Source organism: Photobacterium sp. AWH4_225, assembly GCF_056158405.1.
Genome location: NZ_JBSWTF010000001.1, coordinates 592,429 through 619,171 on the forward strand (window position 1 = coordinate 592,429; position 26,743 = coordinate 619,171).

The following is a 26,743-nucleotide window of genomic DNA, read 5'->3' on the forward strand; positions in this document are numbered from 1 at the left end:
AATCAGCTTGGCGTCATCAGTTTGCAGAATTATTGTCTAGCTAAACGGAAATTGTCACTTGGTGTTTTGCCCATATTGGTACGGTATGGGTTGATGTCCAAACCGCCACGACGGGTATAGCGGGCGTAAACGGTCAATAGTTCCGGCTTACAGAACTTCATGATGTCAGTGAAGATACGCTCGACACACTGCTCGTGGAACTCGTTGTGGTTGCGGAACGAGATCAGGTAGCGCAGCAGCTTTTCACGGTCGATTTTCTTACCGGTGTAGGAAATACGTACGCTGCCCCAGTCTGGCTGGCTGGTGATCAGGCAGTTAGACTTCAATAGGTGGCTGTGCAGAATTTCGGTTACCTGCTCTTCCGATGCAGCACCTTCTAGGTGCGATGGATCGAACTCGTAATCGGTAATTTCGATATCCTGATCGTCGATGCATTCGCCGAAGAAGTTAGCGATTGGCTGAGCGTCAAAGTCTGATAGCGGCTGCACTGTTACATCCACATCGGCACCAGCACACTCACTCAGATCTTTTTGCAGGGTATCTGCAATTTGCTGCCAGCTATCAAACTTGGTTTGGTTGAAGCTGTTGAGGTAAAGCTTGAATGACTTAGATTCAATCAGGTTAGGACTGTCGGCTGGCAGGCGAACCTCGCCGATAGCCACTTGTGGCAGGCCTTTCTTGTTTAGCCAAGACAGCTCATAGAGTGTCCAGATGTCATAACCGGTAAACGGTAGGGTATCACCAAGGGACAGATCATCTCGGTTCAGGCTACGTGGTACTGGCTGAAGAAGAGATGGGTCATACTGATCTATGTATTCCGTCGTTTTACCTAGGGTCAAACCGGCTAATTCTTTCGCGTCTTGATATTTGCTCATACTGTCCTGGACACACTTGGATTAGAATAGCCAAAGTTTACTTAATCTTTTGAGAGGTTGCGAATGAATCATCCCGTTGCAGCGGCGTTATCCGATTTTTCTTCCCGTTTTTTGCAAGCATGGTGTGATGCAGGTCAAGGTTTTCCCCGCAGTGATGATCTTGTGGGCCTTTCATCACCGTGCGTCAAGGCGGATGATGGCTATGAAGTCACTTGGCAGCCAGCCGTACGCTCGCCGATGGGGGATCTTGCCGGTGTCGAAAAAGGGATCGAGCTTCGTCTGCACGAAGACATTGTCGCCTTTTACGGTGCCCAGTTCAGCGGTGATATGGCTGCCAGATTCCAAACCGTGACCGGTACAATTGAGTTTGATTTGCTGCAGGCATTCAGTGAAGACGATGTGTTGCGCCTGCAGGAAAACATTTTGGGCCATCTGGTGACCCAGCGCCGTTTGAAGTTAAAGCCGACAGTATTTATCGGAGCGATGGACTCCGAAAGCGAGGTGATTTCGGTGTGCAACCTCACCGGTGAGGTGATCTTGGAAACCTTGGGGAAAGACAATCGCGAAGTGCTTTCCCCTAATCTTGAGGATTTCCTTGCGGCCCTAGAGCCTGTGGTTAGAGATGAGTAAGTTATGTACGTAGTCGAATTGCAATTTGAGTGTTTTGATAACACAACAGTCGCAGCGGTAGACACCGCCATCAATGGGCTGATGGATGCCTTGCGTTATAATGGCCAGGTGCTCGGTCGCGAATTTCCTATCATCATGGATGAAGGCACATTCAAGGTAAGAGCGGTGTGTCCTGAAGAAGAGAGCCTGCATTCGAAGTTCCACAGCCCTCAGGTAAAGGCCTGTTTGAATCGCCTGAGCCAGGCTAGTTTGCTCAGCCCCAAGGTGAGGCTGTTGGGGAGAGATCTGAACTCTGAAGCTGCCGCCGAGAATTTCACGCCGAGTTGGCAGGTGATTTACACCACTTATGTACATACTTGCTCACCACTGCGCTGCGGTGAGACGTTAATGCCGATCCCGTTATACCGTTTACCCGAGCCAACGCTGAACGGTGACCACAAAGCGGTGGTGAAATGGCAGACCGAATGGCAGGCATGCGATGAGATACAAATGGCTGGAGCTTGTCAGGCTGAACATGCCGCCCTGCATGAAATCCGTGATGCCGACAGTGATATCTTCCGCCGGGGTTGGGACTTGCGCGGGCGGATCGAGTACATCACCAAGATCCCAACTTATTACTATCAATACCGAGTCGGCGGTGAAAGCCTTGAAAGTGAGCTTAACCGTCCGTGCCCTAAATGTGGCGGCCAGTGGCGGCTGGATGAGCCTCTGCATGGTATTTTCCACTATAAGTGCGACAAGTGCCGTATCGTCTCCAACCTGTCTTGGGATTTCCAGTAATAAAAAAGCGCAGAGGGTTCTGCGCTTTTTCTATTTCATGTTCATTGGACACCTATTACTAAGTACTAGGTTACTAAGGCTGCTGGCTCTCCAGCTTTTCCAGTCGTGCCATAAGTGCGGCCACTTGATGCTCCAATGCGGCTATGCGTGCTTCGGCTGAAGGCTGGCTCTCCACCTTTTCTATTTTCGGTACGCGGGCACTCGATTTCCAGCTCTGTAATGCTTTGATAATCAGTGGCATTGGTAACGGATCAGCCAACCGTGACTTGATCAGTGCCACCGAGGGCTCTTTGCCTTCGGCGACCAGGGCATCGATGGCATCGGTCAGGGCTTGGGTAATTTCAGATGACATGCTGTTTCCTTGTTGCTGTCGTTTATCAGGCTATTTTCTCTCAATCATACCCGGGGATACAACAGCAAAGCCATGGGCTATTTTCGGCCTATTTTCTTTCTTATTTTCTTAATAAGGCATCCAATTGGTCGATGACCTCACACCAATCGGCATCTTGCTCTTGTGATTCCTTGAGAAAACGTTTTTGCGCCGGTTGCCAGAAGTTGGCCTCTGATAACTGCTCATGCTGGGCAAGATGATGTTCGGCCAAGAAGGTTTCGATAAATTCTTTGGAATTGTTCAATCCCAACTGGCTGAAGAGAGATTCAAGGTTGTGGTTGAAGGTTTCCATGGTCACTCCTTGGCTAGCGCATATAATTTTATGACTAATTATAGAGAAATTTTACAGCCTGACAGGTCCTGTTCATTTTTATGGTATTCCTATTCACCTCATTCGCTTGTGAGAGATCTCTTACAAGGATGTGGGATATTAAGGAAATAGAAGATACGATTAAACGCACCCATCAATTTAAGTTATTGTTATTTGGTGTTATTTTTGTAATGTGTCTTTTTTCTCTGTTTCGTAGACTGAAAGAAATTAGCGATAGTGGCTGTTTTGTCGAGGGTGAAATACGTAATATTAACCCTGTCGGAAGGAACTGACGGAACGGAACAGGAAATAAGCCAAGGATTTGGTTTGTCTCAGGAAGAGACCGGTGTACTAGGATGGTATGTCGAACAAGGACTGTGAAGGGATAGCCGAGGAACGGCAAAACGGTAAGCAGGACGTTTACCAGTCAGGATGACACAAGGACCACTTCAGGAAGAAGTTAGGGACACCTCCAGGATGGATGTTGAGAGTCAGGACAGGATGGACTGACGGGTCAGGATGGCCACAGGATCACTTCAGGACGAAGTATAAAAGGACAATGCTGAAGGAATACAGCTGTCAACGGAATGATGCAGGGAGCACCATAGTAGCGGGATTGCTGCAAGTAAGACCTAAGGGCGCAACGAAAGTTGCGCCCGTTCTTTTTTGCGTCAGCAAAAATACTTCCGATATCCATTTGCCATTGCTTTGGCTTATTCACTTTTCCTTGAAAATATCGCACTGGCACTTGGCCATGGGCACTAGGCGATTGGAAAAATTTTCTAGCCTCTAGCCTCTAGCCTCTAGCCTCTAAAACAACCACTTACCTCTACATCATAGGGTCAAAGCTGTCATATTTTCGGATAATCTCTGTAACTTAAATGAAACGCAGAATAATACCCTTGTGAAACGAGGTGCAGTCATGGCCTTGATCTCTTGTGAGAGATCTCTTACAAAGCTGTGAGACTAACAAAGATCGATTTTGGCAAAAATAGCCGTTAATTTTATATTTTATTATATGTATCAGTAGTTTAATTGTTTCATTTTTATGGTGAATGATTTCGGGTGAAATATGGCGCCTGATAGTCAATTGTATGAAATCGCAATCGGCGTAATATGGTCCTCGTCGACAGGGAGTTGGCACAGGATTTGGAAAGCAGAAGGACGCTGCAAGCCTAGGAATGGCAGTGCTAACAAGGCAGTTAACAGATAGGATGTCACGGACACGGAATGGATACCGCCGGGGATCAGGATGATTGCCGTCAGGATGAGTAGGACAGCTTTAGGATAAGCCGGAACACCTCAAGGATTGGGGCTTAGGGATGGCGCTCTGGGATAGGGCAAGAGGAACCCTTCAGGATGAAGGCAGGGACACCGCCAGGAAGGATGAGAGAGTCGCACAAGGATATCGCGACGGGTCAAGGAACTACCAAGGACAACCCGGGGATGGGGTTTAGGGATTACCGCTAAGGAATTTAGAAAAACAAGGACAGTCGCAGGGAGCACTATCGTAGCAGGACGGCTGCATGTAAGACCTAAGGGCGCAACGCAAGTTGCGCCCGTTCTTTTTTATTCCCCCGGCATCCGGTGCGGCGGCACATGGATCGTCAACGGGTGGAAGCCCTTCATCACAATGTGCCCCTGGTAAGCATCTTGGCCATCGGCGGAAAACTCAAATAAATAAATAGTATGCCAGCCCCAGCGACCGTTGCGATCACGCAGTCGGTGCTCTCCCCTTGCTGTATTGAGCAATTGCAGTCCCAAGTGTTCGCAACGCTGATTGATGAAGTAATTGGCTAGCTCGGTTTGTCGTCGCTGCTGCCAGAACAGATAACCAACAATGGCCAGCAGCAAGATCCCCAGCAGATTTTCCATATCAAAATATCCTTTTACTTCCCCCGACTGGATGAGCGGGGGGAAAGGTTCTATCAAGTTACTGAGTGCTACGGGCGTGTTGCTGAAGCTTGGTGATGGCATCAACTAGTGCTGGATCGGCTTGACCGTGCAGCACCTGCAGCATGATCCCGCGCAGCATCGGCAGCATGACCAAATCGGCAAATAGCTGATTGAACAGTGCCTGCTCGCCGGCCTCGGCAAGGCGTAGCAAGAAGGTGGTGGCTACCTGGGTATCGGCCAAACCATTCCAACAACGACCCGCAACTGCGACCAATACTTCCGGGTGGCAAAGCTCAGGCTGGGCCAACAATTTTTCAAGCTGCTGGCGAAGCAGCGATGCTTCGGCACCTGACATGGCGCGGATCAATGCCGCGACCAAGAATAGATCCGGGGTGTCGACCGCAGTCTCTTCATCGAGGCGCTCGGCCAAGCGTGCTGCCAAAGGCTCCGGTAGCTGGCAATGCTCGAGGCAGCCAAGCAAGGCATACAAAGGGGTCAGGGGCAGGTTGTTGATGGCTTTTCGCAGCAAGGTGGCATTGTTTTCCTGCTTTATACGGGCACAGACATCGGCCAGTCCCTGTAGGCCAACACCTTGCCATTTGTCCCATCCTAGCTCTCCTGTCAGGTAATGCTGGGCATGTTCGTAGTATTGGCTGGCTGAGAGAGCAAGCTGGCTACGCAACTGGGCGTGGAAAATTGCCATCTTGTCATCGCTTGGCTTGAAGGTATACGGATTGGCAGCCAGCTTCTCCTGCTCTTCTTCGGTCGGCGTGCTATTGAGGGTAGCGCCCATGGCTTCGATGACATATTTGATGAAATCGCCGACAGCGGCTTGTTTGAGCAAGCCACGCTCGTCAAGTGGCAAGCGCAGGAACCAAATCCATGGCGGATTGCCCGCTTGCCAGAATGAAATAGACAGGTGGGCATGCTGCTGCAGCGGCCATGGATAAGGCTGGCGGTTTTCTTCCACGGCCTTGAATTGCTCGACGTCGATCTCATTGACCCGACGGCCAAGATCGAAAATCTTGTACTGGCAGCCAGCGTTGTCTAAGAGTTGGGTAAGGGTATGAAAATTATCCATGGGCAGTCTCAGTGCTCCTTAATCAAGGACAACGAGTATATACCAAACCCTATTGTGGTGCAGTTGCCATGACACTTTCTCGCTCGGCAGCCATTATGGTTACCTTGGGCTGGCGCTTCGGAGGTGGTATCCTTCGCCGCCTAAATCCAGACAATCCCTTATTTCGAAGATAATCATTGTAGAGGTCCCGTGATGGATAGAGCCCAGCATTGCCAGCTGTTATTGGAAAAACTCACCACAGTGCTGCAAGAAAATGATTACTGGGAGGCCGAACAACCCTCGATTGAGGCGCTGAGCAGTAGCCAGCCGTTTGCCATTGACGCCCTGCGTTGCGAGCAATGGCTACAGTGGATCTTTATTCCCAAGCTCAGCCATATGGTTGCAATGAATATGGCATTGCCTGCCGCCTTTGAAATTTCCCCCTATGTTGAGGAAGCGATGAAAGAAGCCAAGGGCCAGGCAGCTATCTTGGTGGTGACTCGTGAACTTGACCAATTATTTAAGAGTAAGTAGTGATGGAACTCGAGATCCTTTATCGCGATGAAAACCTGGTCGCCGTCAACAAGCCAGCGGGTATGCTGGTACACCGCTCGTGGCTCGACCGCCATGAAACGGTGTTTGTGATGCAGACACTGCGCGATCAAATTGGCCAGCACGTGTTCCCACTGCACCGTTTGGATCGGCCGACATCTGGGGTACTTCTGTTTGCCCTGTCGAGTGAAACTGCCTCGCTGATGATGCCGATGTTTGCCGGACGTGATGTGAAAAAGACCTACCATGCGGTGGTTCGCGGCTGGGTCAAAGAAGCTGCGGTATTGGATTACCCGCTCAAAGAAGAGCTGGATAAAATTGCCGATAAAGATGCTGACCAAGACAAAGAAGCCAAAGATGCCATCACCGCCTATGCACCGCTGGCCAAGGTAGAAACTGATGTTCCGGTTGGCCGCTATGCCACTAGCCGTTATACCTTGGTGGAGATGAAGCCAGAGACTGGACGCAAGCATCAGCTTCGTCGCCATATGCACCACTTAAGCCATCATATTATCGGCGATGTGAACCATGGTGATGGCCGTCATAACCGGATGTTCCGTGAACACTATGATTGTCGCCGTTTGATGCTGCATGCCTCACGCTTGCAACTGCAGCACCCGCTGACGGGCGAGCAACTGGATATTCGTGCCGGTGTTGACGAGGCTTGGATGCGGGTGATGGACGCTTTCGATTGGGCTCCGACTTTGATGGTGCCTGATGCTTCGTAACTTCTGAGTCCAGTAACTTTAGCGCTTTGTAATGTCAGATAGCCAATAAACTTGCATCCAACCTCTTCAAAGACCACAGTTAATATTATCGTGGTATTTGAACGCAAAGGATGGTGTTGGATGATGGCGAAAATAGGTGTGTTTGTCGGCTCTGTGTTCGGCGGGGCTGAAGAGGTTGCCCAAGAGGTTGAGCGCTACTTGGTTGAGGTCGGCCATCAGGTCGAATTGTTCCTGGATCCTACCTTGGAAGATTTTCTTGGTTACCAGCAGGATTTGGCACTGGTGGTATCGTCAACGACCGGGCAGGGAGAAATCCCCGATAATTTACTGCCACTTTACCAGGCACTCAACGATACCTTTCCCTTGATGCCCCAGCTTCGTTACGGGGTCATCGCCCTCGGTGATTCTAGCTATGGCGAAGATCGTTTTTGTGGTGGGGGACGGCAATTTGACGAGTTGTTGGTTCAGCTTCAGGCTAAGCCGCTGACGGAACGGCTGGATGTCGATGCCTGTGTCAATTTCGATGCGCTGGAAGTGGCGATGCCTTGGCTTGAGGGCTGGGCCAAGCAGGCTGATGCGGCTTAGAACTTAAATCCAACCCGCAAGCACTAGCGGGTTGGAGCGGTAACTGCGCTTTTTTCAATGTAATCTTCTGTGGCAATAAGCTAAATGATAGGGACGATCACTTTAGCTTTTCCAGATCAGCCTCGATCTCGGCGATCTTGTGGCTCACCACCTGCTCCAGGTGGCGCAGATCACTGAGGATCTTTTTCTTGATATCCACTTCGCTGTGTTTCTTGTTGGTGATGCGATCGAGCTCATCGATGATAAAGGTCAGGGTGCGGTTGATCTCGGTGACTTCCTTGTATTCCCGGCTACCGCTGTTCACCATCACGGACTTGCGCTGGCGGGGAAACTTAAACTTCACGCTTTTGGCGAACAACTCGCCTTTCTGCTTGGCAAAGTAGATCTTCAAGATGTCGTTGGCGGCTTCCTGCCGTAGGCTGTAGCGTTCAATGGTGTCCGGCTTTTCTACGCCGATGGCGGTGAGGTTTGGGTACATACTGGCCTCGTACTTCTGCTGTTATGGATATTGAAATTGTTATTGGTTTTAAAATTAATGTGATACTACCAGAGGCAGTTTAACGGTCGGGCCAGACTGGCTAGCCCTCCGTTTGGTATGGGGTTATTTCTTTTCTAAACGTGCAATCAGAGCGTCTCTAAGCTGTTCTTGTTGTTCTTCGTTGAGTTGTTCGCCGTCCTGGTTGGTGACGATGAAGAAGTCCTCGGCCCGTTCGCCGATGGTGGTGATTTTGGCCGCTTGCAGGCTGATGCCCTGGCGGGCAAATACCGAGCCTACTCGGGCCAGCAGGCCCGGCATGTCCAGCGCCACCAGTTCCATCATGGTCTTTTTGCCTGATTTGGTCGGTAGGAAGTCAACCTTGGTTTTGACGTTGAAGTGCTGCAGTTTGTATGGCGGCCGCTTTTTCTTGCGATCGGACTTCATGTGGGTCAGGGCATTGACCAGCGCCCGACGGACGGTCTGGTGACGGTTCTCGCCCAGCGCTTTACCGGTAGGATCTAGGACCATAAAGGTATCGAGGGCAAAGCCGTCTTTGCTGGTCATGATTTGGGCATCGTGAACACTGAGGTTCTTTTTGTCCAGTTCTGAGACCACGATGGCAAACAGCTTGGGTTTATCCTGGCAATAGACGAAGACCTCGGTACCGCCGCGGGTCGGCTTCTGGCTGATCAGGATCAGTGGCTTGCTGTGATCCTCATGCTTGAGGATCGCTTCAGCATGCCAGGCGATTTGCTTGTGGGTGTGACGCAGGAAATAGTCGGCTTTGAAGCGTTGCCACAAGACTTCGATATCCCGCGGGGCAAAACCTTCGCTGCGCAGCAGGGCCGAGGCCATCTGTTGGTTGTGGCGGATCCGCTCGCGCATATCTGGCGGGTTTTCCAACCCGCGGCGCAGGGCTTTCTGGGTGGAGTAGTATAGTTCTGCCAACAGGGTACGCTTCCAGCTATTCCACAGTTCCTGGTTGGTGGCGCAGATATCGGCCACGGTCAGACAAATCAGATGATCAAGTCGTTCCTCGTCGCGCACTTCCTTGGCAAATTCGGTGATGACTTCCGGATCGTAGATATCGCGGCGCTGGGCGGTTACTGACATCAGCAGGTGCTGGTTAACCAACCATTTGACCAAGTTGGCCTCTGGCTTGGACAGCCCATGCTGGATACAGAACTCATAGGCATCGACACCTCCGAGCTCGGAGTGATCGCCGCCCCGGCCCTTGGCAATATCATGGAAGATTGCCGCCAGCAGCAGGAGCTCTTTCTTGGTGACGCGCGGGTAGACTTCGCAGCAGATTGGGTGGCGGTCACGGTTAGCCGGATCACTGAACTTGTTGATGTTCTTGAGTAGCCGGACAGTATGCTCATCAACGGTATAGACATGGAACAGATCAAACTGCATCTGGCCGACGATTTGGCTCCACTGCGGCAGGTAGGCAGAGAGCACACCATGACGGTGCATCAGCTTGAACGCGCGCAGCAGGCAGTTTGGCTGGCGGACCAACTCCATGAACTTTTCCCGTGCCGCGGGGATCTCTATCAGAAAACGGTTGAGACGGCGCCGTGCGGTACGTAGCTGGCGCAGGGTAGGGGCGGCAATCCCTTCTATCTGCGAGTTGCGGGCAATATGTAGGAACATATCGAGAATGGTTTCCGGCCGGGCTTGGAACAATGCCGGTTTGGTGGCCTCGATCAAGTGGCCACGCAGCTGGAAATCTTCATCAAGCACTACAGGCTCCGGAGAGGTACCTTTGTTGAGGATCGCTTGGTCAAACAGCTGTAGCAACATCTTATTGAGCTCGGCAACTCGGCGCAGGGTGCGGTAGAAATCCTTCATCATCATTTCTACCCCGCGGTTACCTTCACCTTGGTAGCCGAGCAATTCGGCAACGGAGGCTTGGTGGCCGAAGGTCAGGCGGTTATCGTAACGGCGCAGCTCGCAGTGGAGGGCAAAGCGGATCCGCCACAGGGAATCTTGGCACTCGACCAGCTCGCGGTATTCAGCATCGGTCAAAAAGCCGAAACGGCTCATTTCCAGTAGGCTGGTGGCGCCGAAATGGCGACGGGCCACCCAGCTAAGGGTATGAATATCACGCAGGCCGCCCGGGCTAGATTTGATATCCGGCTCAAGGTTATAGGTGGTATCGTGATAGCGGGCATGGCGGGTTTTCTGCTCATCCAGCTTGGCTTGGTAGAACTGCTCGCTGGGCCAGAAACTGCCATCGTTCAAGCGTTCCTCCAGCTGCTGGAAGGTGTCTTGGTTGCCACACAGCCAGCGCGATTCCTGCAAGTTGGTTGCGACAGTCAGGTCATCCTGACCGATATTGATGCACTCATCGATGGTGCGCACACTGTGGCCGACATCAAGCTTGAGATCCCACAACAGGGTGAGGAAGGCACTGACGGTATTGCCGGTGCTGTCGTCGATAGGGGCTTGGCTCAAGATCAGGATGTCGACATCCGATAGCGGGTGCAGTTCACCACGGCCGTAGCCGCCGACAGCGACCAGCGCGAGGGTCGGGTGAGCCGCCAAGCCGAAATGCTGCCACAATCGCTCGAGCAGGTGATCAATATAACGGGAGCGGGCTTCGACTAAATTGGTCACCGGGGTATGGGCCAGAAATTGGGCTTTCTGGTTGTCGGTAAACTGGTCGAGCTCGAGGCGAAGTTGTTCGGGTGCCATCGGATCAACCTGTTCGGTCTCTGGGTGAGAAATAGGATCTGTCATTGCCGTCCATGCATAGTCATTACTCTTGATATAACCCTATCACGGTCGGGACTGATAGCAATAAAAAAGCCGACCCAAAGGTCGGCTCTGCAACAGATTAAGTCATGCAGTGCACGGCTTAGTTGTTCATCAGGCGTGGGATAGTGTCATCGCTACGCAGGGTCAGTACTTCACAGCCCGTTTCAGTGACAACAATAGTGTGCTCGTACTGGGCTGACTTCTTGCCGTCACCGGTGTAGACCGTCCAGTCATCCTGGGCATCAACCGTACAGCCGAACTTACCGGCATTGATCATCGGTTCGATGGTGAAACACATACCCGCTTTCAGCACAGTACGGTCGCCGTTGCGGTAGTGAACTACCTGCGGCTCTTCGTGGAACTCGCTACCGATACCGTGGCCACAGAAATCCTTAACAATCGAATACTTGTTCAGTGGATTCTTCTTGTTGTTGTCCTTGATGAATTTCTCGATCGCGGTGCCGATATCACCCACGCGGGCACCCGGTTTCACTTTACGCATACCAACGTAAAGGGCTTCTTGAGTCACGCGGCACAAGCGTTTGTCTGCTGGTGAAACATCACCGACCAGGAACATTTTTGATGTGTCGCCGTGGTAGCCTGCAGGGCGGACGCTTAGGTCAGCGTTTTCGTCATTCGGGACGATCACCGTGATATCAACGTTGATGATATCGCCGTTTTTCAGTACCGCAGGCTTCAGCTGGCCGTTGCTACCCATCTCATCCTGGCCGGCAGGGATGCCATGGCACACGATGTGGTTGATAGACGTACAGATAGATTTTGGAAAACCGTGGTAATCAAGTGGGGCCGAGTAGGCGCCTTTCTCCAACGCATAATCATGACAGATTTGGTTAAGTTCATCTGTCGTCACACCTTCTTTGATGTGAGGTTCGATCATTTCCAGCACTTCAGCGGCCAAACGGCCGGCAGCGCGCATTTTTTCGATCTCTTCAGCCGTTTTGATCTTGATGCTCATTCAATCTTCTCTGTTTGATTGTTACCTCTTCTTTACATGGTAACAGTGAGGGGGCTGGATGGAAACCAAGATTCGGAACAATCACTGAATTGAAGAGATTGGTGCTGGATTTTGGTTGCGAAAATATGGTATAAAGCGCGCCGTAATCGGGTAATTGGATTTCGATTCATTTACGTCGGTTGCACTAAACTTTTATTAATCACTCACACATATCGGCACATCTTCCGGGGTGCCCAGCAGTTTTTCGCGAAGCTGTAACGCCTATGGCGTTGTCTGGGTCGGTAAGATGGGATATGTGGACGCCTAACCCCATAGAGGAATATTCAATGGCAACTGTATCAATGCGCGACATGCTTAAGGCTGGTGTTCACTTCGGTCACCAAACTCGTTACTGGAACCCTAAGATGAAGCCATTCATCTTCGGTGCTCGTAACAAGGTGCACATCATCAACCTTGAGAAGACTGTACCAATGTTCAACGACGCTCTAGCAGAAATCAACAAGATTGCTGCTCGCAAGGGCAAGATCCTTTTCGTTGGTACTAAGCGTGCAGCCAGCGAATCTATCAAAGAAGCTGCAGTTAACTGTGACCAGTACTACGTAAACAACCGTTGGTTGGGTGGTATGCTGACTAACTGGAAAACTGTTCGTCAGTCAATCAAGCGTCTAAAAGATCTTGAAACTCAGTCTACAGACGGTACTTTCGACAAGCTAACCAAGAAAGAAGCGCTAATGCGTACTCGTGAAATGGAGAAGCTTGAGAAGTCTCTAGGCGGTATCAAGAACATGGGCGGCCTACCAGACGCTATGTTCGTAATCGATGCTGATCACGAGCACATTGCAATCAAAGAAGCGAACAACCTGGGTATCCCAGTATTTGCTGTTGTAGATACTAACTCTAACCCAGACGGCGTTGACTTCGTTATCCCAGGTAACGATGACGCAATCCGCTCTATCCAGCTTTACACTGGTGCTGTTGCTCAGACTGTTACTGAAGGCCGCAACCAAGACATCGTTGCTCAAGCTGAGCAAGACGGTTTCGTAGAAGCTGAATAATAGCCGCGCTCCTTTGAGCATCTTAAGTTACCTTGTGTAAACTAAGAATGGTTACCAGGGGCCGATCATGGCCCCTGATTTTTACACCAAGTATTCAAAACTGAGGATATAACAATGGCAACAGTTACAGCTGCCCTAGTTAAAGAACTGCGTGAACGTACTGGCGCAGGCATGATGGAATGTAAAAAAGCGCTTGTTGAAGCTAACGCTGACATCGAGCTAGCGATCGAAAACATGCGTAAGAGCGGCGCTGCTAAAGCTGCTAAGAAAGCAGGTAACGTTGCTGCTGAAGGTACAATCCTAATCAAAGACGCGAACGGTGTTGCAGCTCTTCTTGAAGTTAACTGCCAGACTGACTTCGTTGCTAAAGATGCAAGCTTCCTAGCTTTCGCTAACGAAGTTCTAGAAACAGCTCTAGCTGAGCGCCTAGACGTTGCAGCTCTTCAGGCTAAGTTCGAAGAAACTCGCGTAGCGCTAGTTGCTAAGATCGGTGAGAACATCTCTATCCGTCGCGTTGAGTTCATCGAAGGCGAGAACATCGCTTCTTACCGTCACGGCGACCGCATCGGTGTTGTTGTAGCTGGTAACGGCGACGCAGAAACTCTGAAGCACATCGCTATGCACGTAGCTGCTTCTAAGCCTGAGTTCGTGAACCCAGAAGACGTACCTGCAGACGTAGTTGAAAAAGAGCGTCAGGTTCAGGTTGAGATCGCGATGAACGAAGGCAAGCCAGCTGAAATCGCAGAGAAGATGGTTGTTGGCCGCATGAAGAAATTCACAGGCGAAATCTCTCTAACTGGTCAGCCATTCATCATGGAACCTAAGAAGTCTGTTGGCGACATCCTTAAAGAGAAAGGCGCTACAGTAACTAACTTCATCCGCCTAGAAGTTGGTGAAGGTATCGAGAAAGCTCAAGAAATGAGCTTCGCTGAAGAAGTAGCAGCAGTACAGAAGGGTTAATCCTTCTTGCTAAGAACTCCAAAGACCGTAGCCTAGGCTGCGGTCTTTTTACAACTCCGTATCTATATTTGTAAGCCTGGAAGGTAAACTAATGACCACGAATCCTAAACCGACTTATCAACGTATTCTGCTCAAACTCAGTGGGGAAGCACTGCAGGGCGAGGAAGGTTTTGGTATTGATGCACAAGTTCTTGACCGTATGGCTCAGGAAATCAAAGAACTGATTGAACTAGGTGTACAAGTTGGCCTTGTTATCGGTGGTGGTAACCTGTTCCGTGGTGCAGGCCTAGCTGAAGCAGGTATGAACCGAGTTGTGGGCGATCACATGGGTATGCTTGCAACCGTGATGAACGGCTTGGCAATGCGTGATGCGCTACACCGTGCCTATGTGAACGCTCGAGTGATGTCAGCAATTCCTCTAAATGGTGTTTGTGACAACTACAACTGGGCTGACGCTATCAGCCAGCTTCGCCAAGGCCGCGTGGTGATTTTCTCTGCCGGTACCGGTAACCCGTTCTTCACTACTGACTCGGCTGCATGTCTGCGTGGTATTGAAATCGAAGCTGATGTGGTACTGAAAGCAACAAAAGTTGACGGTGTGTTCACAGATGACCCAGTTAAGAACCCAGATGCGGTTCTTTATGATAAGCTAAGCTATCAAGATGTTCTTGAGAAAGAACTGAAAGTGATGGATTTGGCCGCATTTACGCTTGCTCGCGACCACAGCATGCCAATTCGCGTGTTCAACATGAACAAACCTGGTTCCCTGCGCCGTGTGGTAATGGGGGAGCAGGAAGGTACGTTGATCTCTAACGACTAAGTCTTGCGAGTAAGTGACGCCACTTATTCTTTTCGGGAGCGCCTAGGCTCCCGTCTTTACCGAATCATTAAGGGTATTAATCGTGATTGATGCAATTAAACAAGATGCGCAAGAGCGCATGGGCAAAAGCGTTGAAGCGCTGAAAAACCAGCTGGCTAAAGTACGTACTGGTCGTGCGCACCCAAGCCTGCTAGATACTATCTACGTTGAGTACTACGGTGCGAACACACCTCTTAAGCAGGTTGCTAACGTTGTTGCTGAAGACTCTCGTACATTGGCAATCACTGTTTTCGATAAAGAGCTAACGCCAAAAATCGAAAAAGCGATCATGATGTCTGATCTGGGCCTAAACCCAATGTCTGCAGGTACTGTGATCCGCGTTCCATTGCCACCGCTAACAGAAGAGCGTCGTCGTGATCTGGTTAAGATCGTTCGCGCTGAAGCTGAGCAGGGTCGTGTTGCTGTACGTAACATCCGCCGTGACGCAAACGCAGACGTTAAAGCACTGTTGAAAGACAAAGAAATCTCTGAAGATGACGACCGTCGCGCTCAGGACGATATCCAGAAGCTGACTGATGCAGCGGTTAAGGACATCGAAGTGATCCTAGAAGCGAAAGAAAAAGAGCTAATGGAAGTTTAAGGCTTCGCCTTAATTTCGATTGCTTGATATGGTTTAGGGCGCTGTGCGTGCAGCACAGCGCTTTTTTTTGAGGGAGATGTATGGCAGAGCATACAATCGACACTGCACTTGGTACTGACAGCTTGCCAAAGCACGTTGCCGTGATTATGGACGGTAATGGACGCTGGGCAAAAGCCAAGGGCAAGCCTCGAGTGTTTGGCCACAAGGCCGGCGTTGAAGCCGTACGTAAGACTGTCTCGACCGCAAGTCGCCTGGGGATCCAGTGTGTCACACTGTTCGCGTTTAGCAGTGAAAACTGGCGCCGTCCCGAAGACGAAGTCTCTTTGCTGATGGAATTGTTCATGACTGTACTCAGTCGTGAAGTAAAGCGCCTGCACAAGAACAATATTCGCTTGCGGATCATCGGTGATACCCGCCGATTCAGCGAGCGCTTGCAGAAAAAAATCGCCGATGCAGAAGCATTGACTGCCGATAATACCGGCTTGGTGCTGAACGTGGCAGCTAATTATGGCGGCCAATGGGATATTTTACAGGCTGCAAAGCATCTTGTTCAGCAAGCGACTGAGCAAGGACTCACAGAATCAGATATCACTGAAGACATGTTGGCTTCAGGATTGTCCACAGCCGGCCAACCCGATGTTGATCTCTTGATCCGCACCAGCGGGGAATGCCGAATAAGTAATTTCATGCTGTGGCAGACGGCTTACGCCGAGCTTTACTTTACCGATCAGCACTGGCCGGATTTCGATGAAGATAGTTTCGTCGAGGCTGTTGCGTGGTTTGTTAACCGGGAACGTCGCTTTGGCTGTACGGGTGAACAAATCCAAGCGTTGATGGGTAAGTAATTTTTCGCTCGTCGGCGCTGACAGGATTATGTATTTTATAGGGCATCTGGCTATGGTCTCGATGCCTTTTTTACTGGTAACTGGATTACCCGAAACACCGTCGCCGTTGGGCACGGTCACAATAGAAAAATGAGAGGACGCAGTTTGCTTAAGCAACGTATTATTACCGCAGTCATTCTCGCTCCCTTGGTTATCGCAGGAATTTTCCTTTTGCCTTTTCCTGCTTTCATTGCAGCCCTTGCGGCTATTACCCTTTTGGGTTTCTGGGAGTGGACACAATTTGTTGAAACAAAATCGCGTCTAGTAGCGATGGCTCTTCCGGTGGCGGCTATGTTGGCTTCACTGGTGATTATGCCAACCGATGTAGAGACTTTGTCAGCGCTGGCAACCTCGCACCAGTCGATGCTACTGATTGGCGGCCTATGGTGGATTATCGCCTCGGCATTGGCCATCAGCTATCCGGGTAGTACCAAGTTCTGGTCTTCGGCCCCTCCTCTAAAGCACCTCTTTGGCTTGTTGACCTTGCTACCTTTCTTCTGGAGCGTCTTGATGCTCCGCGCGGTAAATTACCCTGATAACCCATACCATGGCGCCAAACTGGTGATGTTGGTGTGCTTCTTGGTATGGGCCGCAGATACCGGTGCGTATTTCTCCGGTAAGCGTTTTGGTAAACACAAGATGGCTCCGGCGGTAAGCCCGAACAAGACCATTGAAGGGCTGGTTGGCGGTGCATTACTGGCTGTCGCTGTGACCTGGGGCGGCGCTGCATTGATGGGCATCCCATTTGCGAGCTTGTCCAGCCTGCTGTTGATAGCTGTTGTCACTGTGGTGGCTTCGGTACTGGGCGATTTGGTGGAGAGCATGTTCAAGCGTGTTTCTGGTATCAAAGACAGCGGCAATATCTTGCCTGGCCACGGCGGTATTCTTGATCGTATCGATAGCCTGACAGCCGCCCTTCCTGTTTTTGCCCTACTGTATTTATGGCTGGTGTAAGCCAGCTTTCTATTTCATGCTGGCAGTGTAAGTCATTACTTACTTGTTTGCTGCCGGCTTGAGTGCCATGCTCAATTGGCCAGTCAATGATTGTTTGTTGTTAAGTGATAGTATGCGTAAGTTAACGATTCTTGGTGCGACGGGATCTATAGGGAGCAGCACATTGGCTGTTGCTGCACAAAACCCCGAGTTGTTTGATGTTGTAGCCCTCGCGGCAGGCAGCAATAGCCAGAAAATGTTCGAGCTGTGCTGCCAGTGGCAGCCGAAGTACGCGGCAATGGCCTCGGAAAGTGCGGCAGAGCAATTGCGCATACTGCTAAACCAACAAGGTGTGGCGACCGAAGTGCTGGCCGGTGAAGCCGGGATGTGCCAAGTTGCATCACTCGATGAAGTTGATACCGTGATGGCGGCGATTGTCGGTGCGGCTGGTTTGATGCCGACGATGGCCGGTGTCAAGGCGGGTAAGCGTATCCTGCTCGCCAACAAAGAAGCCCTGGTGATGTCCGGGCAGATGTTTATCGATGCCTGCCGTGAATACGGTGCCGAGCTGCTGCCGGTAGACAGCGAGCACAATGCCATCTTCCAAAGCCTGCCGGAGCAAGTCCAGCGAGCGATGGGCTATTGCGATCTCGGCGCTGCAGGTGTGAGTAAAATCTTACTGACGGGCTCTGGCGGCCCATTCCGTTATACCGACATCAGCGAGTTGGCAGCCGTAACGCCGGCGATGGCGATTGCCCACCCGAACTGGTCTATGGGGCCGAAAATCTCGGTCGACTCGGCTACTATGATGAACAAGGGCTTGGAGTTTATCGAAGCGCGCTGGCTGTTCAATGCATCTCGCGAACAGATGGATGTGATTATCCACCCGCAATCTGTTATCCACTCGATGGTGCAGTATAAAGATGGTTCGGTACTGGCCCAGATGGGGTTACCCGATATGAGAACCCCGATTGCCTGTGCAATGTCCTATCCTGAAAGAGTGGATGCGGGTGTTGCGCCGTTGGATTTCAGTCAGGTCGGTGAATTTACCTTCCTCAAGCCTGATTTTGCGCGCTACCCGAGCTTGAAGTTGGCGATGGATGCTTGCTTTAGCGGCCAGGCGGCGACAACAGCACTTAATGCGGCCAATGAAGAGGCCGTTGCGGCGTTTTTGGATAATCGCCTGGGCTTTACCGATATAGCCAAGGTGAACAGCCAGGTGTTGGAGTCTGCCTCACTGGTTGAGCCAACTGACTTGGAAAGCGTTATTGAGCTAGATAGAATGACCCGAGTCTTGGCACAGGAAGTAATACGTAAGGTATCGTTATGACAGGAATATTGTGGAACCTAGGCGCATTTCTACTCGCTCTCGGGATACTGATTGCCGTACATGAATATGGGCATTTCTGGGTTGCACGCCGTTGTGGGGTCTATGTCGAGAAGTTCTCTATTGGCTTTGGTAAGGCCCTTTGGCGCAAAGTAGGCAAGGACGGTACCGAATATACCCTGGCAATGATCCCTCTGGGAGGCTATGTCAAAATGCTCGACGAGCGCGTCGAGCCGGTTGATTCACACCGTCGCCACATGGCGTTCAATAACAAGAAACTATGGCAGCGCAGTGCCATCGTCGCTGCCGGGCCTTTGGCTAACTTCTTGTTTGCTATTGTCGCTTACTGGGTTGTTTACCTGATTGGTGTGCCTGCTGTGAAGCCGGTAATTGGTGAAATCGCGCCACAATCGATTGCTGCTGAGGCAGGAATTGAAAGTGGAATGGAACTAAAGACCATTTCAGGAATCAAAACCGCTGATTGGGAATCCGTTAATATGGCGATGATCTCCCACATTGGCGATAAAGAGATGGTGCTGACTGTTACCGAGCCAGGCACTAGCTACGAAATCGAGAAGCAACTCGACTTGTCTAGCTGGTCGTTTGACCCGGAAAGTGAGCGCGTGCTTACCACATTGGGTATCACACCATACTCGCCTAAAATTACTCTGGTCATTTCACAACTTGTGGAAGACGGAGCAGCAATTTCCGCCGGTTTACGTTTAAATGACGAAATTATTGCAATCGACGGAGAAAGCGTGACCGACTGGCAGCAAGTGGTTGATGCTGTGCGCTCCCATCCTCAGCAGGCGCTGGAAATGGAAGTATTGCGCGACGGTGAGCCGGTTGTACTGTCTCTGACCCCTGCGGCGAAAGAGGCGGGTGAAGAGCAGGTAGGTTACGCAGGGTTTGCACCGAAAGTCGAACCATGGCCTGAATCGTACCGCATTAATTTGCAGTATGGACCGATTGAGGCGGTGGGTAAGGCTGCCGAAAAAACTTGGCAGCTAGTCACATTGACCTTTGATATGGTGACCAAGTTGGTGACCGGTGATGTGGCAATGAAAAATTTGAGTGGCCCGATCTCGATTGCCAAAGGAGCAGGGATGACCGCCGACTACGGTGTGGTGTACTTCCTGGGTTTCTTGGCCTTGATCAGTGTCAATCTGGGGATTGTCAATCTGTTGCCGCTTCCGGTATTGGATGGTGGACATTTGATGTTTTTTGCCATCGAAGCGGTAACACGTCGTCCTGTTTCTGAACGTGTTCAGGATATAGGCTATAGAGTGGGCTCAGCTATTTTGGTTGCATTAATGGCTGTGGCGCTATTCAATGATTTTACCCGCCTTTAATAAGAGCGTTTTAGCAAGGAATAATCAGAACAGTAATGGCGATGAAAAAACTGTTGGTCGCATCGCTACTGCTAGGCAGTAGTGTTGCGCAGAGTGCGGAACAATTTGTAGTAGACGATATCCGCTTTGAGGGCCTCCAGCGTGTGACGCTCGGTGCCGCATTGCTCCAAATGCCGGTAAGGGTTGGTGACAATGTCGATGAGGGTGATATTTCCGAGATGATCCAGTCGCTGTTTGCGTCAGGTAATTTCGAGGATATCCAGGTTTTCCGCGATGGAGACACCTTGTTGGTGCAGGTGCAGGAGCGTCCGACGATTGCCAGTATTACCTTTTCTGGCAACAAGGCTATCAAGGAAGAGCAGCTGAAGGAGAACCTCGACGCTTCCCGTATTCGTGTCGGCGAATCGCTTGACCGTACGACCCTGAGCAAAATTGAAAAAGGCTTGGAAGACTTCTACTACAGTGTCGGTAAATACAACGCGACAGTACAGGCGGTTGTGACGCCTCTGCCGCGTAATCGTGCTGACTTGAAATTTGTGTTTACCGAAGGGGTATCGGCCGAAATCGAGCAGATCAACTTCATCGGTAACGAAGTGTTCAGTGACGATGAGTTACGCGATAAATTCAAGCTTCAGTCTGAAGTATCGTGGTGGAATTTCTTCGCTGACAAGAAATACCAGAAGCAGGTACTGGCAGGAGACTTGGAGACCCTGCGCTCGATGTACCTCAACAATGGTTACCTCAAGTACCGTCTTGATTCGACTCAAGTTGCGATCTCCCCAGACAAGAAAGGGGTCTATATCACCCTGAAAGTTGATGAGGGTGAGCAGTACAAAATCAAGAACGTACAATTGCGTGGTGACTTGCTGGGCAAGAGCGCTGAGTTAGAATCTCTCATTGCTATCGAAGGTGGCGATGTCTACAACGGTGCCGAAGTGACTGCTCTGGAAGAGGCGCTCAAGCGCAAGCTCGGCGAGCTTGGCTATGCCTACCCGCAGGTCAATACCATTCCTGATTTTGATGATGACAACCAAGAGGTCGCTCTGATTGTCAACGTTGAGCCTGGCAAGCGTATCTATGTCCGTAACATCGGTTTCTCGGGCAACACCTCGACCAAAGATGAAGTCTTGCGCCGTGAAATGCGCCAGATGGAAGGTAGCTGGTTGAACTCCCGCTCGGTTGAGCGTGGTAAAGAGCGTTTGAGCCGTACCGGCTTCTTCGAAACCGTTGATGTCCAGACGGTTCGAGTACCGGGTACCGACGATCAGGTTGATCTGCAATACACGGTAAAAGAAGCCAATGCCGGTAACATCAACTTCGGTGTTGGTTATGGTACCGAATCGGGGATCAGTTTCCAGGCGGGTATCCAGCAGGATAACTTCCTAGGTACCGGTAATCGTTTTGGTATCAATGCGATGATGAACGATTACCAGAAAAACGTCAGCTTGGAGTACCGTGATCCGTACTTCACGCTCGATGGTATCAGTTTGGGTGGTAAGGTGTACTACAACGAGTTTGAGGCGTCCGACGCCAACATCTCCGACTATACCAACCAGAGCTACGGTGCCAGCCTGACGTGGGGTTTCCCGTTTGATGAGCTGAACTTCTTCGAATTCGGTTTGGGTTATGATCACAACAAGATCTCCAATACCCAGGAATACGTCCAAATCGAGAAATTCAAGCAGATCCACGGCTTTGACCGCGGCGATAATATTATCGAGCTGGATGATTTCAACTGGTCGGTTTCCTGGACTCGAAATAACCTCAACCGTGGTTACTTCCCAACCGCCGGTAACCACCAGCGTGCGACGTTCCGGATGACGATTCCGGGATCGGATGCCCAGTACTTCAAGGCCCAGTATGATGTGCGCCAGTACTTCCCGCTGACCGAAGACCACGACTACAGTCTGTTGCTGCGTGGCCGAGTCGGTTACGGTAATGGTTACGGCACGACGGATAACGGTAGTGATCAGCTGTTGCCGTTCTATGAAAACTACTATGCCGGTGGTTTCTCGACCCTGCGTGGTTTCCGCTCGAACACAGTTGGTCCTAAGGCCATCTATGTAAATCCAGGCGACGGTAACAACAATACGTATGTTGGTTCAGATGACGCGGCTGGTGGTAATGCCGTTGCACTGGCCAGTATGGAGCTGATCGTTCCGACGCCATTTGCGTCTGATGAGGTCCGCAACCAAATTCGTACCAGTGTGTTTGTCGATGCCGGTACGGTGTGGGATACGGAATATGATGTGCCGAGCAGCGCGGAAGGCAAATATATTAATGATTATTCCGATCCGTCTTTGATTCGTGCATCTTATGGTGCAGCCCTACAGTGGATGTCGCCAATGGGACCGCTCGTATTCTCGGTTGCTAAGCCAATCAAGAAATACGAGGGTGATGATGAAGAGTTCTTCACCTTCACCATTGGTCGAACATTCTAAATATTTGAGGAGATACCCTTTGAAACAGTGGATGAAAGCGGCTGGCCTAAGCCTTGTGATTTTGTCGTCGTCATTTTACGCCCAAGCCGCAGAAGCCGCACAAAAGGTGGGTTACGTGGCAACTGGCCAGGCAATGGCGCAGCTGGCTCAGCGTTACAATGTGTCTGAAAAGCTACGCAATGAGTTTAAAGATCGCATCGATGAGCTTCGTGGCATCGAAGGTCGCATGAAGACCAAAGTTGACAAAATGAAGCGTGATGGCGAGCTGATGAGCTCAAGTGAGAAGACTAAACTGCAGCGCGAAATGCAGGCATTGGAGTCTAATTACAAACTGAAGGCGCAGGCTCTGCAGGAAGATCAGCGTCGTCGTGGTGCAGAAGAAGAGCAGAAGCTGGTTCAGAAACTGCGTACTGCGATTCAGGATGTTGCCAAACGTGAAGGCTACGATCTAGTTGTTGATGCGAATGCGGTATTGTACGCAAGTCCGAGCGACGATCTGTCTTCGAAAGTGATTTCTGCCGTTAAGTAAGCTTGCCTTAACATCTCAGAAACTCTTCATATAAGTCGAAAGAATGGGGGATACTTTGGTAAACTTCATCTTTCGACTTGTTTTATTTTGGGCGGATAGCCCCTTGCATACTGGTCTTACCAAGTGGAATGGTATTCTGCGTCAACATAGATGCTCAATTGGTAGTGTTTATATTGTAACAAGATAGAATTACCGGTTGGTGGTGTATACCAATCAGGGGTATCTCCCTGTTTAATACCAGGTATGCCAACACAGAATTAAAAATATATAAGGTATCGAATGGCTGGAATGACTCTTGCTGATATAGCAGCTAAGCTGGGTGCTGAACTTCGTGGTGATGGCACTGTAGTTATCGAATCTGTTGCGGGGATGGCGACGGCCGGTGAAGGCCAGATCACCTTCCTGTCGAGCAGTAAATACCGTAAGCAATTGGCGGAGTGCCAAGCGGCAGCCGTAATGCTCAAAGAAGCGGATGCCGAGGGCTTCGAAGGTAATGCCCTGCTGATGGCCGACCCTTACCTGGGCTATGCCAAAGTAGCTCAATTGCTGGATACCACACCTGCCGCTGCTTCTGATATTGCGCCATCGGCCTATGTCGATCCAACCGCGCAGCTTGGTGAGAATGTTTCTATCGGCCACAACGCTGTTATCGAAGCCGGCGCACGTATCGGTGCTAACGCCCAAATTGGTGCGGGATGTTTTATCGGAAAAAATGCCCAGATTGGCGCAGGCACTAAGCTATGGGCGAATGTAACCATTTACCACAATGTGGTGCTGGGTGAGCAGTGTCTGGTCCAGTCGAGCACTGTGATTGGTGCCGACGGTTTTGGCTATGCCAATGACAAAGGCGAGTGGGTAAAGATCCCGCAGCTAGGCAGTGTGCGTATCGGCAACCGTGTTGAAATCGGTGCGTGTACCACCATTGACCGCGGTGCGCTGGACGATACCATCATCGAAGATAACGTGATCATCGATAATCAGATGCAAATCGCCCACAACGTGCAGATCGGATATGGTACCGCCATGGCCGGTGGTACCATTGTTGCTGGCAGTACCAAAATTGGTAAATACTGTATTATCGGCGGCGCATCAGTGCTTAATGGCCATATCGAAATCGCCGACGGCGTGACCATTACTGGTATGGGTATGGTGATGCGCAGCATTGAAGAGAAGGGCATGTACTCTTCTGGTATCCCGCTTCAACCGAACAAGGAATGGCGTAAGACTGCCGCTCGTACAATGAAGATTGACGAGATGAACAAACGTCTTAAAGCCGTTGAAAAGCAACTGGAAAAAGGCGATTAAGCGCCTACCAGGAACCGTCTTCGCGGCCAAGTAGACTGGCCGCTTTGCTTTTCGAGCGAACCGCATTTTTAATTTTTCAAACAGGAATTCAGTTTTGACTAGCGAAAATAAAACGCTGAATATTACAGAGATTCAAGAGCTTCTACCGCATCGTTACCCGTTTCTGATGATTGATCGCGTAACCCATTATGAAGAAGGCAAGACCCTGACAGGTATCAAGAATGTGTCTGTTAACGAACCTCAGTTTACGGGTCACTTTCCAAAAATGCCGGTTTTCCCGGGTGTTATGATCCTTGAGGCGATGGCTCAGGCAACGGGCCTGCTGGCATTTAAAACGTTCGGCGCGCCAGCGGAAAATGAGCTGTACTACTTTGCTAGCGTAGATAACGGTAAATTCCGTAAGCCGGTTGTACCGGGCGATCAGCTGGTCATCGAAGTGGAATTCCTGAAGGAGCGCCGCGGTATTGCTATGTTTAATGGTGTAGCGAAAGTTGATGGCGAAGTGGTTTGTTCAGCAGAGCTGAAATGTGCAAGACGAGAGTTTTAATGATCCACGAAACTGCGCAGATTCACCCGTCGGCGGTGATTGAAGAAGGCGTTAAGATTGGCGCCAATGTTACGGTTGGCCCGTTTACCTATATCGGCAAAGACGTCGAAATCGGTGACGGCAACGAGATCATGTCACATGTCGTGATCAAGGGCCCAACCAAGATCGGTAACGATAACCGTATCTTCCCGTATGCCATTGTTGGCGAAGAGTGCCAGGACAAGAAGTACAACGGCGAGCCGACCCGACTGGAGATTGGCGACCGCAACGTGATCCGCGAAAGCGTCCAGATCCACCGTGGTACTATCCAGGACAAAGGCGTGACCATCGTAGGCAACGATAACCTGCTGTGCGTCAATGCCCACATTGCCCATGACGTGGTGGTGGGTAACCATACCCACATCGGCAACAACTCGATTCTGGGGGGCCACGTAACTGTTGCCGACCATGCTGGCGTGATGGCGCTTTCTGCTATTCACCCATTCTGTACCGTTGGTGCCTTCAGCTATGTTGGCGGTTGTTCGGCAGTAGTTCAAGATGTGCCTCCTTATGTGCTGGCGCAGGGTAACCACGCAACACCTTACGGTCTTAACTTGGTTGGCTTGCAGCGTAATGGCTTTGAGAAGAAAGAGCTACATGCATTGCGCCGTGCCTATAAGGAAATTTACCGTTCAGGTAAAACCATGGAAGAAGTGAAGCCGGTACTGGCCGAGATGGCCGAAGAGTGGCCGTCTGTTGGTTTGTTCCTGGATGCACTGAATAACACCGAACGCGGAATTATTCGTTAAGATGACGAAGCCACTTCGAATAGGAATTGTCGCCGGGGAAATCTCCGGCGATATTTTAGGTGCCGGCTTTATGAAGGCGGTACGCAAGCAGTATCCGGATGCCGAGTTTGTTGGTATCGCCGGGCCGCGGATGCAGGCCGAGGGCTGCGAGACGCTGTTTGACATGGAAGAGCTGGCGGTGATGGGCATTGTCGAAGTGCTTGGTCGCCTGCCTCGGCTGTTCAAGGTCAAGGCCGAATTGGTCAAATACTTTACCGATAATCCGCCGGATGTCTTTGTCGGCATTGATGCGCCGGACTTCAACCTGCGACTGGAACGCAACCTCAAAGATGCCGGGATCAAAACCGTGCACTACGTCAGCCCGTCAGTGTGGGCGTGGCGCCAGAAGCGGATCTTCAAAATCGAAGCCGCCACCAATCTGGTGTTAGCCTTCTTGCCATTCGAGAAAGCCTTCTACGACAAGTTTAACGTACCGTGTGAGTTTATCGGTCATACCATGGCGGATGCGATCCCGATGGAGACCGATCAAGTTGCTGCGCGCGAGTTACTAGGGCTCGAACAGGACAAACGCTGGCTGGCAGTCTTACCGGGTAGTCGTGGCGGCGAAATGGAACTGCTGGCGCCTCCGTTTATCGAAACCTGCAAGCTACTCAAGGCGCAGCACCCGGATCTCGGGTTTGTCGTTGCCTTGGTTAACCAGAAGCGACGTGCCCAGTTTGAACAGGCATGGCGTGAAACTGCACCTGAGCTCGATTTCGTGCTGGTCGACGATACCGCGCGCAATGTCATGATTGCCTCTGATGCAGTACTGCTGGCGTCCGGTACGGTGGCACTGGAGTGTATGCTGGTCAAACGGCCGATGGTGGTAGGTTACAAGGTCAAGCCGCTGACAGCGTGGCTGGCCAAGAAGATGCTTAAGACCAAGTATGTGTCTCTGGCCAATATCCTTGCCGACCGCGAGCTGGTGCCGGAGCTGCTGCAGGATGACTGCACGCCAGCAAACTTGGCGGCTGAGGTGAACTGTTTCCTCGAAGCCGACAACACTGAGCTGATGGCTGAATTTAGCCGCCTGCACCAGCTGATCAAGTGTAATGCGGATCAGAAGGCTGCAGAGGCGGTATTACAACTGATTGATAAGTAA

Annotated in this window: 27 protein-coding genes; 19 read left to right on the forward strand and 8 right to left on the reverse strand. The window is 50.9% G+C overall.

Annotated features, from left to right (window positions below; genetic code table 11):
* Positions 1-29: 29 nt before the first annotated feature.
* Positions 30-875, reverse strand: a complete 846-nt coding sequence (gene queF, locus ACXAD4_RS03020) for an NADPH-dependent 7-cyano-7-deazaguanine reductase QueF (RefSeq protein ID WP_475238580.1) — start codon at positions 873-875, stop codon at positions 30-32.
* A gap of 63 nt (positions 876-938) precedes the next feature.
* Here queF and syd point away from each other — a divergent pair, with 63 nt between their 5' ends.
* Both syd and ACXAD4_RS03030 read left to right on the forward strand, forming a co-directional pair.
* Positions 939-1,505, forward strand: a complete 567-nt coding sequence (syd, locus tag ACXAD4_RS03025) for a SecY-interacting protein (RefSeq protein ID WP_475238583.1) — start codon at positions 939-941, stop codon at positions 1,503-1,505.
* Positions 1,506-1,508: 3 nt separating this feature from the next.
* Positions 1,509-2,285 carry a Zn-ribbon-containing protein gene (locus ACXAD4_RS03030; RefSeq protein ID WP_475238585.1) on the forward strand — a complete coding sequence of 259 codons (777 nt, stop codon included), beginning with the start codon at positions 1,509-1,511 and terminating at the stop codon, positions 2,283-2,285.
* Positions 2,286-2,358: 73 nt separating this feature from the next.
* Here ACXAD4_RS03030 and ACXAD4_RS03035 read toward each other — a convergent pair whose 3' ends face one another.
* The 4 genes from ACXAD4_RS03035 to ACXAD4_RS03050 all read right to left on the reverse strand — a co-directional run bounded on the left by ACXAD4_RS03035 (position 2,359) and on the right by ACXAD4_RS03050 (position 5,963).
* The gene (locus ACXAD4_RS03035; RefSeq protein WP_475238588.1) at positions 2,359-2,637 is read right to left on the reverse strand and encodes a hypothetical protein; all 279 of its coding nucleotides are present in this window, start codon (positions 2,635-2,637) and stop codon (positions 2,359-2,361) included.
* A 100-nt stretch (positions 2,638-2,737) separates the two neighbouring features.
* A complete protein-coding gene (locus ACXAD4_RS03040) occupies positions 2,738-2,968 on the reverse strand; it encodes a DUF2789 domain-containing protein (protein WP_475238591.1) in 231 nt (76 codons plus the stop codon).
* A 1,587-nt stretch (positions 2,969-4,555) separates the two neighbouring features.
* A complete protein-coding gene (locus ACXAD4_RS03045) occupies positions 4,556-4,861 on the reverse strand; it encodes a DUF3301 domain-containing protein (RefSeq protein ID WP_317524553.1) in 306 nt (101 codons plus the stop codon).
* A gap of 58 nt (positions 4,862-4,919) precedes the next feature.
* The gene (locus tag ACXAD4_RS03050; RefSeq protein ID WP_475238593.1) at positions 4,920-5,963 is read right to left on the reverse strand and encodes a DUF3549 family protein; all 1,044 of its coding nucleotides are present in this window, start codon (positions 5,961-5,963) and stop codon (positions 4,920-4,922) included.
* 192 nt (positions 5,964-6,155) lie between these two features.
* On the opposite strand from ACXAD4_RS03050, the gene ACXAD4_RS03055 reads away from it, so the two are divergent.
* The 3 genes from ACXAD4_RS03055 to ACXAD4_RS03065 all read left to right on the forward strand — a co-directional run bounded on the left by ACXAD4_RS03055 (position 6,156) and on the right by ACXAD4_RS03065 (position 7,807).
* Positions 6,156-6,476: a YqcC family protein gene (locus ACXAD4_RS03055; RefSeq protein ID WP_475238596.1), complete on the forward strand. Its 321-nt coding sequence runs from the start codon at positions 6,156-6,158 to the stop codon at positions 6,474-6,476.
* A 2-nt stretch (positions 6,477-6,478) separates the two neighbouring features.
* The gene (truC, locus tag ACXAD4_RS03060) at positions 6,479-7,222 is read left to right on the forward strand and encodes a tRNA pseudouridine(65) synthase TruC (RefSeq protein ID WP_475238599.1); all 744 of its coding nucleotides are present in this window, start codon (positions 6,479-6,481) and stop codon (positions 7,220-7,222) included.
* 120 nt (positions 7,223-7,342) lie between these two features.
* Complete coding sequence (locus ACXAD4_RS03065) at positions 7,343-7,807, forward strand: flavodoxin (protein ID WP_475238602.1); 465 nt, start codon at positions 7,343-7,345, stop codon at positions 7,805-7,807.
* Between the two features lie 97 nt (positions 7,808-7,904).
* Here the strand turns inward: ACXAD4_RS03065 and ACXAD4_RS03070 are convergent, their stop codons facing one another.
* The 3 genes from ACXAD4_RS03070 to map form a co-directional block, all read right to left on the reverse strand.
* Complete coding sequence (locus tag ACXAD4_RS03070) at positions 7,905-8,285, reverse strand: DUF3461 family protein (protein ID WP_475238605.1); 381 nt, start codon at positions 8,283-8,285, stop codon at positions 7,905-7,907.
* Positions 8,286-8,408: 123 nt separating this feature from the next.
* Entirely contained in the window at positions 8,409-10,982 is a 2,574-nt protein-coding gene (gene glnD / locus ACXAD4_RS03075) for a bifunctional uridylyltransferase/uridylyl-removing protein GlnD (protein WP_475242700.1), read from the reverse strand.
* Positions 10,983-11,145: 163 nt separating this feature from the next.
* Entirely contained in the window at positions 11,146-12,021 is an 876-nt protein-coding gene (map, locus tag ACXAD4_RS03080) for a type I methionyl aminopeptidase (RefSeq protein ID WP_475238606.1), read from the reverse strand.
* Positions 12,022-12,347: 326 nt separating this feature from the next.
* Here map and rpsB point away from each other — a divergent pair, with 326 nt between their 5' ends.
* The 14 genes from rpsB (at position 12,348) to lpxB (ending at position 26,743) form a co-directional block, all read left to right on the forward strand.
* On the forward strand, positions 12,348-13,076 hold the full coding sequence (gene rpsB, locus ACXAD4_RS03085) for a 30S ribosomal protein S2 (protein ID WP_281026495.1): 729 nt from the start codon (positions 12,348-12,350) through the stop codon (positions 13,074-13,076).
* Positions 13,077-13,190: 114 nt separating this feature from the next.
* Complete coding sequence (tsf, locus tag ACXAD4_RS03090; protein WP_475238608.1) at positions 13,191-14,036, forward strand: translation elongation factor Ts; 846 nt, start codon at positions 13,191-13,193, stop codon at positions 14,034-14,036.
* Positions 14,037-14,127: 91 nt separating this feature from the next.
* The gene (gene pyrH, locus ACXAD4_RS03095; RefSeq protein ID WP_222552711.1) at positions 14,128-14,856 is read left to right on the forward strand and encodes a UMP kinase; all 729 of its coding nucleotides are present in this window, start codon (positions 14,128-14,130) and stop codon (positions 14,854-14,856) included.
* An 82-nt stretch (positions 14,857-14,938) separates the two neighbouring features.
* Positions 14,939-15,496 carry a ribosome recycling factor gene (frr, locus tag ACXAD4_RS03100; RefSeq protein ID WP_039458266.1) on the forward strand — a complete coding sequence of 186 codons (558 nt, stop codon included), beginning with the start codon at positions 14,939-14,941 and terminating at the stop codon, positions 15,494-15,496.
* 80 nt (positions 15,497-15,576) lie between these two features.
* On the forward strand, positions 15,577-16,341 hold the full coding sequence (locus ACXAD4_RS03105; protein ID WP_475238610.1) for an isoprenyl transferase: 765 nt from the start codon (positions 15,577-15,579) through the stop codon (positions 16,339-16,341).
* A gap of 129 nt (positions 16,342-16,470) precedes the next feature.
* Complete coding sequence (locus tag ACXAD4_RS03110; RefSeq protein ID WP_475238613.1) at positions 16,471-17,334, forward strand: phosphatidate cytidylyltransferase; 864 nt, start codon at positions 16,471-16,473, stop codon at positions 17,332-17,334.
* Between the two features lie 112 nt (positions 17,335-17,446).
* The gene (gene ispC / locus ACXAD4_RS03115) at positions 17,447-18,643 is read left to right on the forward strand and encodes a 1-deoxy-D-xylulose-5-phosphate reductoisomerase (protein ID WP_475238615.1); all 1,197 of its coding nucleotides are present in this window, start codon (positions 17,447-17,449) and stop codon (positions 18,641-18,643) included.
* A complete protein-coding gene (gene rseP, locus ACXAD4_RS03120; RefSeq protein ID WP_475238618.1) occupies positions 18,640-19,992 on the forward strand; it encodes a sigma E protease regulator RseP in 1,353 nt (450 codons plus the stop codon). The genes ispC and rseP overlap by 4 nt, the downstream gene beginning before the upstream one ends.
* A 35-nt stretch (positions 19,993-20,027) precedes the next feature.
* Complete coding sequence (bamA, locus tag ACXAD4_RS03125; protein WP_475238619.1) at positions 20,028-22,433, forward strand: outer membrane protein assembly factor BamA; 2,406 nt, start codon at positions 20,028-20,030, stop codon at positions 22,431-22,433.
* Between the two features lie 19 nt (positions 22,434-22,452).
* Entirely contained in the window at positions 22,453-22,962 is a 510-nt protein-coding gene (locus tag ACXAD4_RS03130; protein ID WP_107301038.1) for an OmpH family outer membrane protein, read from the forward strand.
* A gap of 279 nt (positions 22,963-23,241) precedes the next feature.
* Positions 23,242-24,267 (forward strand): UDP-3-O-(3-hydroxymyristoyl)glucosamine N-acyltransferase, encoded by a 1,026-nt coding sequence (gene lpxD / locus ACXAD4_RS03135; RefSeq protein ID WP_475238622.1) that lies wholly within the window; start codon positions 23,242-23,244, stop codon positions 24,265-24,267.
* A 94-nt stretch (positions 24,268-24,361) separates the two neighbouring features.
* Entirely contained in the window at positions 24,362-24,814 is a 453-nt protein-coding gene (gene fabZ, locus ACXAD4_RS03140; protein WP_039458239.1) for a 3-hydroxyacyl-ACP dehydratase FabZ, read from the forward strand.
* Complete coding sequence (gene lpxA, locus ACXAD4_RS03145; RefSeq protein ID WP_187461378.1) at positions 24,814-25,602, forward strand: acyl-ACP--UDP-N-acetylglucosamine O-acyltransferase; 789 nt, start codon at positions 24,814-24,816, stop codon at positions 25,600-25,602. The genes fabZ and lpxA overlap by 1 nt, the downstream gene beginning before the upstream one ends.
* Before the next feature lies 1 nt (position 25,603).
* Positions 25,604-26,743: a lipid-A-disaccharide synthase gene (gene lpxB / locus ACXAD4_RS03150; RefSeq protein ID WP_475238624.1), complete on the forward strand. Its 1,140-nt coding sequence runs from the start codon at positions 25,604-25,606 to the stop codon at positions 26,741-26,743.